Source organism: Solihabitans fulvus, assembly GCF_008386585.1.
Classification (GTDB): Bacteria; Actinomycetota; Actinomycetes; order Mycobacteriales; family Pseudonocardiaceae; genus Solihabitans; species Solihabitans fulvus.
The window spans coordinates 1-356 of record NZ_VUOB01000436.1 but is presented as its reverse complement, the minus strand read 5'-3'; the positions used below and the strand labels follow the sequence as shown (position 1 = coordinate 356).

The following is a 356-nucleotide window of genomic DNA, read 5'->3' as shown; positions in this document are numbered from 1 at the left end:
GTTCAGGACCTCAAGGTCAACATTGAGAACGTAGTTTACCTGAAGAGTCAGATCGCCAGTCAACTCGAAGACTCACGCCGCAGGCTTGAGGATGAGGAGAGAAGGCGCTCTCTGCTTGAGGCCAGCCTGCACCAGGTTGAGATCGATTTGTAATCCGTTCGCGTCCAACTGGAAGAGGAGTCCGAAGCTCGTCTGGACCTCGAACGTCAGCTGGTCAAGGCTAACGGTGAGATCGGACACTGGCGCTCCAAGTTTGAGGCAGAGGCTGCTGCCAGGGCTGAGGAAATCGAGGAAATCCGTCGCAAGTACTCCATCCGCATCCAGGAACAGGAGGAGCAAATCGAGACCCTCATCGC

General features: G+C 55.6%; 1 protein-coding gene. It reads right to left on the bottom strand.

Annotation, left to right across the window (positions count from 1 at the left end; translation table 11 throughout):
- Window positions 1–72: 72 nt before the first annotated feature.
- The coding region (locus tag F0L68_RS46245; protein ID WP_223199685.1) for a hypothetical protein at window positions 73–356 on the bottom strand (284 nt) is incomplete at its 5' end.